Genomic DNA, 8,747 nt, shown 5'->3' on the forward strand with positions numbered 1-8,747 from the left:
ATGTAATTTAGCAAATCCTATAAATACACATTTACCATGTCATATTTGGATAAGCGCGTTGCATATACTGAAGTTCAGCCAATAAATAACCTAGATGCTCAGTATGCATACCTTGTTTTGCTCCACGGCGATACGCACCTGACTCGGGCAGACTCAACTCAAAATGTTGCATTTCTTTTGCAATATTTTCAGACCATATATTTTTAAGTAATTCGATATTTGGAATAATCCCTGTTGCAACCAGTTGCTTTTGCTCAGCTTCAGTCAATTCAAATAATTCTGCACTAAAACGCCAGATTTCATTCAAACCATTCTGGACTTTTTCATGTGCTTCAGTTGTACTCAGGCTTAGACGTTCCATCCATGCATGGGAAAAACGTAAATGATATTTCACTTCTTTTAATGACTTCACTGCGTAGGCGGCAACATTGGCATTTGTACTCGTACTTAAAGCACTGAATAATAAATTATGATAATGATCCATCAACCACTGACGGACAATTGTTTGCGCAAAATCGACATTAGGTTGCTCACAGAGCAACAAATTCAAATATTCACGTTCATTACGAAAATAGGCGAGCTGATCTTCATCACGTCCCAGACCTTCAAGTTCTCCAGCCAAACTATATGCAGTACGAGCCTGACCTAACAAATCCAAGCCAATATTAGCTAATGCAATATCTATTTCCAGTTCTGGTGCATGACCACACCATTCAGATAAGCGCTGGGACAACACTAACTGGCTATCTGCAATATGTAATAAAAACTGTGATAAAACCTGATTACTCATCATCATTCCCCTTACATATGCTCAATGCCATCTGGAATATGGTAAAAAGTTGGATGGCGATAGACTTTATCTAGAGATGGATCGAAAAACTCTGATTTTTCATCTGGTTGTGACGAGGTAATCAATTCTGATTTAACCACCCAAATACTGATACCTTCATTACGACGTGTATAAACATCTCGCGCATTCTGTAAAGCAATTTCATCATCTGGTGCACGCAAGCTCCCCACATGACGATGACTCAGACCTTGTTTACTACGAACAAACACTTCATAAAGTGACCAATTGTTTTTATTTTCCATGTCGAATTCCTTCTCTATCCTAAATTAAACTAAGCAACTTTTTTCCGGGCTTGTTTCTGGGCAAATACTGCTGCTGCATCACGAACCCATTTACCACCTTCCCAGGCTTTACGGCGTGCTTCTATACGCTCATGATTACATGGCCCTTGACCTTTAAGCACTGCATAAAATTCATCCCAGTTGATCTCACCAAATTCATAATGACCTGTTTCCTCATTAAAACGAATGTCAGGATCTGGAACCTGCAATCCTATCTGCAATACCTGCGGCACTGTATTATCAACAAATTTCTGGCGAAGCTCATCATTACTGAAACGTTTGATTTTCCAAGCCATGCTTTGCGCACTGTTTGGAGAATGATCATCACTTGGACCAAACATCATCAATGCTGGCCACCAAAAACGATTTACTGCATCCTGAGCCATTTGTTTTTGTTCAGGCGTTCCGTTTGCCAACATCATCATGGCTTCAAAACCTTGACGTTGATGGAAGCTTTCTTCCTTGCAAATTCGAACCATTGCACGTGCATAAGGACCATAAGAAGTGCGGCAAAGTGCAACCTGATTAACAATTGCAGCTCCATCAACCAACCAGCCAATTGCTGCAACATCAGCCCACGTCAATGTTGGATAATTAAAAATGGAGGAATATTTCATTTTTCCTGCAATCAGTTTATCCATCATATCGTCACGATCTGCACCCAATGTTTCTGCAGCACTATACAGATACAAGCCATGACCTGCCTCATCCTGAACTTTAGCCAATAAAACCGCTTTACGTTTCAGGCTTGGTGCACGTGTAATCCAGTTACCCTCAGGCAGCATACCCACCACTTCTGAATGTGCATGCTGACCAATCTGGCGAATGAGTGTTTTGCGATAAGCATCTGGCATCCAGTCCTTTGGCTCTATCGAAATGTCCTGTTGAATGCTTTTATCAAAATGTTCTAGTTGAATATCCATATCAATCTCACTTATCCCAAGTGCTGTTTCATTTAAATTAATACGATACAATTATAAAATCAATATGTATTTTTACGAATCATATTTATTTTGTTTTCAAAACCAACCTAATTACTTGTATTTTATTAAAATAATTTTTTATTATTCTTTTTTTACAATTTTTAAAAGTTAAAAAAGGTTGACATTCCACTGTTTTAATCGGAAATTATGAAACACATAAATAGCTNTTTTATAAAAATATGTATCATATAGGGAGTATCATGATGCTAGAACTTGAAGGACAGCTACCCAATCAGGAAGATTCAAAAGGAAATGTGTACTCATCTTTGTCCTTAAAATCACTTCCTTCCTATGCAAATGGTCAATGGTTCACAGCCCAGGCAGACTTTAGAACTGTTTATCATGCAGTCACTGGAGAACCAGTATATCAAGTCAGCAGTCATGGTTTAGACATGCAGGCTGTGGTAAATCATGCGAAAAAACAAGGTTCTAAAATTGCTTCATGGACATTTCATGAGCGTGCAAATGCTTTAAAGCAAGTTGCTCAATATTTACTTGAAAGAAAAGAAGAGTTTTATGAACTTGCCAAAGCTACGGGATGTACCCGAAAAGATGCATGGATTGATATTGAAGGTGGTATTGGTACTTTATTTGCCTATTCGAGCATTGTTCGCCGTGAACTAAGCAATGAAACAGCATTAGTAGAAGACAGCTGGATACCTTTATCTAAACACGGCACATTTGGTGCAAAACATATTTTAACCTCCAAGGCGGGTGTCGCAGTACATATTAATGCTTTTAATTTTCCGATATGGGGAATGCTGGAAAAAATCGCACCGACATTACTCGCAGGCGTACCATGTATTGTCAAACCGGCAACCGAAGGCTCAGAAATGACCCAGGCAGTTGTTAAACATATTGTTGAAAGTGGTTTTTTGCCAGAAGGTTCATTACAACTCATTTGCGGGCAAATTTATGACCTGTTTGATTATTTAGGGCCGCAAGATACCGTTACATTTACAGGATCTGCTTCAACTGGACAAAAACTACGTGCGCATCCACGTTTTAACCAATATTCCATTGCATTTACGATGGAGGCTGATTCTGTAAATAGTGCCATCTTAACACCTGATGCCAATGAAGAAACGATTGATCTCTTTGTCCGTGAAGTTTTCCGTGAAATGACATCTAAAACTGGACAAAAATGTACAGCTATTCGTCGGGCTTTTGTCCCTGAAAGTTTATTGGCTACTGTTCAGGAAAAACTCATCGTTAAACTTAAAAAAGTAGTAGTGGGTAACCCTGAGCTGGAAAATGTTACTATGGGGGCACTGGCAAGCATCAAACAAAAATATGATGTTGCTGAAAAAGTCGAGCTATTAAATAAAGATGCAGAGATTGTGTTAGGTAGCCATTTACGTCACGATTTCACAGTAGAAGGTACGGATTCTGAAAAAGGTGCCTTTTATCCCCCTACATTACTCGTATGCCATAAACCAACGGAAGCTGAATATATCCATCAAGTCGAGGCTTTTGGACCTGTCTCAACCTTAATGCCTTACCAAGACTTAAACCAGCTTGCTGCTCTGGTTGCACTGGGTGAAGGTAGTTTGGTTGCTTCCGTTGTTCGTAATACAAACCAGAATATCGAACAGCTAATCGCAAACATTGCTCCTTGGCATGGTCGATTACACATTCTGGATGCACAGAATGCCAAAGAAAGCACTGGTCACGGCTCCCCTTTACCTCATTTGGTTCATGGTGGTCCTGGTCGTGCTGGTGGTGGCGAGGAATTGGGCGGTCTACGCGCAGTCAAACACTATATGCAGCGTACGGCTATACAAGGATCTCCAAATGTTATAACCCAGATTGGCCATAGCTGGACAGCAGGTTCTGATTATTTTGAAGATCGGGTGCATCCTTTCAAAAAGTCATTTGACGAACTACGTATTGGCGAACGATTATTAACAGCTAGACGCACCGTGACAGAAGCAGATATTGTTAACTTTGGCTGTTTAAGTGGTGACCATTTCTATGCACACATGGATAAAATCGGTGCAGAAGACTCATTTTTTGGTGAACGTGTAGCGCATGGATACTTTATCGTTTCCGCTGCTGCTGGCTTATTTGTCGATGCTGCACCTGGACCAGTAATTGCCAACTATGGTATGGACAATTTACGCTTTGTTGAACCGGTAAAAATCGGCGATACCATTCAGGTTGAATTAACTTGCAAACAAAAAACACCAAAACCACAAAAAGATCCTGAACAAAAACCACACGGCGTAGTTGTCTGGGATATTAAAGTCAAAAATCAACGAAATGAGCTTGTGGCAACTTATGATATTTTAACTTTGGTTGAACGTGAATAATATTTTGATATATAAACTAAAAAAGACTGGCTTCTGCTGGTCTTTTTTTATGTAAACTGGGAATATAATAAGAACAGATCAATCAATATACAGAATAACTNGTACAATCATTTTTTAATATCTTTTTATAGTAGTTCAATAAAAATTAAACTTTAGAGAAAAGTGATGACACAGTCTGAACAGAAAATAACGAATGAAAATAGCCAAATGTTTCTTGAAAATATCCTCGACTGGATGCAGGGTTTTCACACTTTAAATACCCAAAACTGGACAGACTCACTCATTCAAATGTTCAATAAAGAAAAACAAGAACAACTTCTGAAGTTTTTAAAACCCTATGGAAAGATACTGGAAATAAAAGAAATATCACATCATCAACATACAACAAAAGCAGTCATAAAGTTTAAAAAAATAGCTTTTATCATAAGTCTCGCATATTCCAATGAAAAATTGAGTGGTTTATGGTTTCAACACGATCAACTCAGACAAACAATAGATACTGTTGCTCAACTACCAGATAATTTTTCAACGTTTGCTAAAGAAAATTAAAATAGGTGCAAATAAAGAATATCCACTTGAAGCATCTATCATTATTCCTAAACAGCAAGTCATTGCATTGGTTGTGTTTGTTCATGGTAGTGGTGCACTAGATAAAAATGAACGAGTCGGCAATGTAACTCCATTTTTTGATTTAGCCATTGGACTCGTCAAATACAATATTGCAAGTATCCGTTTCGATAAACGGACTTATAGCCATCCTCTATCATTAAATAAACCAGACTACACACCCTATGACGAAATAATTGATGATGCTATATCGGCTGCTAAAACTTTGCTGAAACAATTTTCAGGACAGACTATTCCACTATTTCTTTTAGGTCACAGTCAAGGCGGGACATTTTTAACACAGATAAGCAAGCAAATAGACATGCCAGTTTCTGGATTGATCCTGCTAGCCCCTCCAAGTTCAAGCGCTTTATATCCTGATGCCCTACGACAATTACAACAATTTATTGCACAACACCCAGATCAAAAACAGGATTTGCAAATATTGATTGAACAATTAGAAACTCAAATTTTACATTGGGAAAATTATAAGAAAACTCAAGTTAAACAGGGGGATTTCCCTCTCCATTTACCAGCCTCATATTTAACATTTATTGAATCATATTCACCTGTAAAAGAGATCAAAAAAGTAAATCACCCAACCTTGCTTTTACAAGGTGAAAAAGATACTCAGGTATTGGCAGATACTGATTTTATAAATTGGAAACTCGCGCTTCAAACATCTAAAAAGGCAAAATTTTTCCTATACAAAGATCTAACTCATTTATTTACAAAAAACAATGCAGAAGACGGAATGCCGCATATGGAAAAGCAAGTAATCCAGGATATTAATCACTGGATACTTACAACAGTTCAAAAAATCGATTTAAACAACCAGTCCTGTCTTTTTGACGATAGCGCTACAAAGCCATAAGCGATATATGATTTATGCTTCCGGGTTTATTTGAAATAGTTAGTTTGATTAAGATGTTACTTCACATAATTTAAATAAAACTTCATCTGTTGGAGCGGTAATCATAATACTGCTTTTTTCAATCTTACTCTTGGAAATGTTATCGCCAGCCAGACTATAACTCTTCTCTCCACCAAAATAGGTTCGAGTTTTATCAGAAAGTTTTTGATTGAATGGTATTAAATGGTTCTTGCCTTCGATATTCACTAGCGCATTTACAGGATTACCTAAAGAATCAAATGTATAATTAACCTTGACCTCTTTCTATTGTTGACAACTATAAGCCACAGAAATTTTATTGGATTTTGCTTTGCTACTTGCTTGAGAGACTGTAGTTACAGCCAGCAAAGCCCATAAGACATTTGTTAGGATTATTTTCTGCATTATTGAACTCCATATACACTATAGACAACTTATAGTTACTCAACATTTTTCATTTAAGTATATAAGTTTTGTGCAGGATGAAATAAGCTCTGTATTTATTAAGATTTTATTTTGATAAATGCTGGTTGATCTGGTTCATCGTATTCGAATCCGATAATTCCAGAAACCTGATTTCCTGGTAAAATAGGTCGTACCAGTTCACGATCTGTCAATTTTATAATATGCTCCTTTCCATTTGAATCAACCAAGAATATTTGTTCTGTTGATAAGCTGATTGGCTACTCAGAAGTATTGTTAATTGTTAATGTGAAATGATACTGCCGTTTTTTTCAACAGGGGGAATAAAACGGGTTGCCAATATTTCTATATTTTTATCTTTTAATGCATTGTTTACCTGAAAATTTAAATCCTGTTTTGAAGATGTAGCCGAATCAACTTTTGAATTTCTTTCATTATCTGATTGCTGTTGGCTACATGCACAAACAGATAATGTAAATATAAATGGCAAAAATAATGCTCTTTTCATATATTGTGTCCTGTAATAATCTATGAATTCTTAATCTGCCCTGCATAACAAAGTAATGATTTGATTTAATTAATTATTTCCGTTACTTTGCCTTAAAGTACATTTACCATGCAACTTTGTGTCATTAAAACAATCTTTTATTGTAAATATTTTCTTAATAATAACTAACTAACCCTCCATGATCTTATAATTCAAAAAATTGCCAGTCCATCAAGAACCGTCCTGATAAAACGGTTCTTGAATGTACTAAGGTTTTACATTTTTAACTATTTAGGCTGATAAGTGAATTTGATCAATGCACCAGGATTCGCAACAGTTTTAGTGACAGTTCCGTCATTTTTCTGCACTGAGCCTGCATTATCAGTAATCACAAATAACTCATTACCATTTGGACTGGCTACAATATCGCGATAACGGTTTTCTGAACGGAACATCGGAATTGCATCACCTTTAGTCACGCTAATAGAATCATCCATTTGTATTCTAAAGATCACACCACGTTTTAAAGAAGTCACCAATAATGAATTTTCCCAACCTGGGATTGCACTTTTACCACCTTTATAGAAATAAGCTGAAGATGCTGCAACCGTCGGCCAGCAAACGTATGCATATTCACCACATGTAGGATCATTAAAATTATGATCGTTTCCTACCGTAAATAAAGTTTTTAAAGGCTGGATAAAATTCTTATCAGACCACTCTGATTCTTTGGTTACTCGCACACCTTCAGGTGCTTTCAAACCATTGAGTGCAGGATCTTTAATTTTACTTTGATCACCTTTTGCTGCTGAGAAATTGGCATACGCATAGCCATTATTATCTTTATAACCAGCAACATACGGCCAGCCATAATTACCACCTTTTACAATTAAATTGATCTCATCATCACTGTTAGCACTTTGTTCACTTTGTAATAATTTACCATTAGGTGCAAATGATAAACCTTGTGCATTTCGGTGACCAATCGTATAAATATGGCTTTGCACCCCATCAAAATACGGGTTATCTGAAGGAATACTACCGTCGAGATTTAATCGTAGAATTTTACCTGCATATTTATGCCAGTCTTTAGCAGAGACTTCTGCTTTGGTTGGTGTTTTCTGTGCTAAATTTGGTTTAAATAAATAAGTCAGCTGGTTTGAGCCTTGATCACCAATGGTGTAATAAATTTTGTTATCTGGACCAATCACAAGACGTGAAGATTGATGATCTCTAGAACATGGCAAACCTTTAATAATATCTACAGGATTAACCAAAGTATCTTTTTTTGCATCATAGGTATAGCGACGAATAACCATTTGATTTGGGAATGCTGGATCTTTTGCATTAGGATTTTTAATCGAAACAGAAACATAAACAAATTGATGATTCGCCTGGTTAAACTTAGGATCTAAAGCTATGCCTAATAATCCATACTGTGCACCTTCATCATAGACCATATCAGGTACAGTAAATATTGTCTTTTTTGCGCCAGTATTTGGATTAATACGTACAATATTTCCTGAAGTTTGTTCTGTTAACCATAAATTATTATCCCCTCCCCAGACAAGGTTATGAGGACTATTCAGATTTTGTACAACGACCGTTCGTTTAAATTCTGGATTAGTAGCTTGATTGTATTGCTCTAAAGTCAACGGGACATCTGCAAAAACTTGTTGTGAAAACAAAGCAGTAATGAGTAAAGATAACGAAGACAATTGAGTTGCTTTTTTCATTAAGTTTTCCTAAACATTAAAAATAATCAATTATTTTTAATTAATAACTCAAAAGATTTCTGATGTCTATATTTTTCTAAAAACTTGATAAGTAAATTGAATTTTTAACCATTACAGCCAATTAATAACAGTAACATTCAACAAATTAAGGTTTATAATTTTCAAACAATATGATTT

At 36.4% G+C, this 8,747-nt stretch carries 8 protein-coding genes and 1 pseudogene; 3 read left to right on the forward strand and 6 right to left on the reverse strand.

What is annotated here, in order from left to right:
- Nucleotides 1-31: 31 nt before the first annotated feature.
- Genes paaC through paaA form a run of 3 tightly spaced genes read right to left on the reverse strand, consistent with a single transcriptional unit; the run spans nucleotide 32 to nucleotide 2,054 of the window.
- Nucleotides 32-790, reverse strand: coding sequence for a 1,2-phenylacetyl-CoA epoxidase subunit PaaC (paaC, locus tag KPC_RS04000; protein WP_121973128.1), 759 nt, complete (start codon nucleotides 788-790; stop codon nucleotides 32-34).
- A gap of 11 nt (nucleotides 791-801) precedes the next feature.
- On the reverse strand, nucleotides 802-1,092 hold the full coding sequence (gene paaB / locus KPC_RS04005; RefSeq protein ID WP_121973129.1) for a 1,2-phenylacetyl-CoA epoxidase subunit PaaB: 291 nt from the start codon (nucleotides 1,090-1,092) through the stop codon (nucleotides 802-804).
- Between the two features lie 29 nt (nucleotides 1,093-1,121).
- Nucleotides 1,122-2,054 carry a 1,2-phenylacetyl-CoA epoxidase subunit PaaA gene (gene paaA, locus KPC_RS04010; protein WP_121973135.1) on the reverse strand — a complete coding sequence of 311 codons (933 nt, stop codon included), beginning with the start codon at nucleotides 2,052-2,054 and terminating at the stop codon, nucleotides 1,122-1,124.
- A gap of 263 nt (nucleotides 2,055-2,317) precedes the next feature.
- On the opposite strand from paaA, the gene paaZ reads away from it, so the two are divergent.
- From paaZ to KPC_RS04025, 3 genes are all read left to right on the forward strand, one after another.
- Nucleotides 2,318-4,426: a phenylacetic acid degradation bifunctional protein PaaZ gene (paaZ, locus tag KPC_RS04015; RefSeq protein WP_121973130.1), complete on the forward strand. Its 2,109-nt coding sequence runs from the start codon at nucleotides 2,318-2,320 to the stop codon at nucleotides 4,424-4,426.
- A 165-nt stretch (nucleotides 4,427-4,591) separates the two neighbouring features.
- On the forward strand, nucleotides 4,592-4,975 hold the full coding sequence (locus KPC_RS04020; RefSeq protein ID WP_121973131.1) for a hypothetical protein: 384 nt from the start codon (nucleotides 4,592-4,594) through the stop codon (nucleotides 4,973-4,975).
- Entirely contained in the window at nucleotides 4,959-5,906 is a 948-nt protein-coding gene (locus tag KPC_RS04025) for an alpha/beta hydrolase (RefSeq protein ID WP_171334417.1), read from the forward strand. Before KPC_RS04020 ends, KPC_RS04025 begins: the two co-directional genes overlap by 17 nt.
- Nucleotides 5,907-5,954: 48 nt before the next feature.
- Here the strand turns inward: KPC_RS04025 and KPC_RS20945 are convergent.
- From KPC_RS20945 to KPC_RS04035, 3 genes and pseudogenes are all read right to left on the reverse strand, one after another.
- Nucleotides 5,955-6,197: pseudogene (locus tag KPC_RS20945) on the reverse strand (ACP-like domain-containing protein); the annotation flags it as partial.
- 433 nt (nucleotides 6,198-6,630) lie between these two features.
- Nucleotides 6,631-6,855 (reverse strand): hypothetical protein, encoded by a 225-nt coding sequence (locus KPC_RS04030; protein WP_121973133.1) that lies wholly within the window; start codon nucleotides 6,853-6,855, stop codon nucleotides 6,631-6,633.
- Between the two features lie 266 nt (nucleotides 6,856-7,121).
- A complete protein-coding gene (locus KPC_RS04035) occupies nucleotides 7,122-8,570 on the reverse strand; it encodes a glucose/sorbosone family PQQ-dependent dehydrogenase (RefSeq protein ID WP_121973134.1) in 1,449 nt (482 codons plus the stop codon).
- Between the last annotated feature and the right edge of the window lie 177 nt (nucleotides 8,571-8,747).

This window comes from Acinetobacter stercoris (assembly GCF_900323515.1).
In the GTDB taxonomy this organism is placed as follows: Bacteria; Pseudomonadota; Gammaproteobacteria; order Pseudomonadales; family Moraxellaceae; genus Acinetobacter; species Acinetobacter stercoris.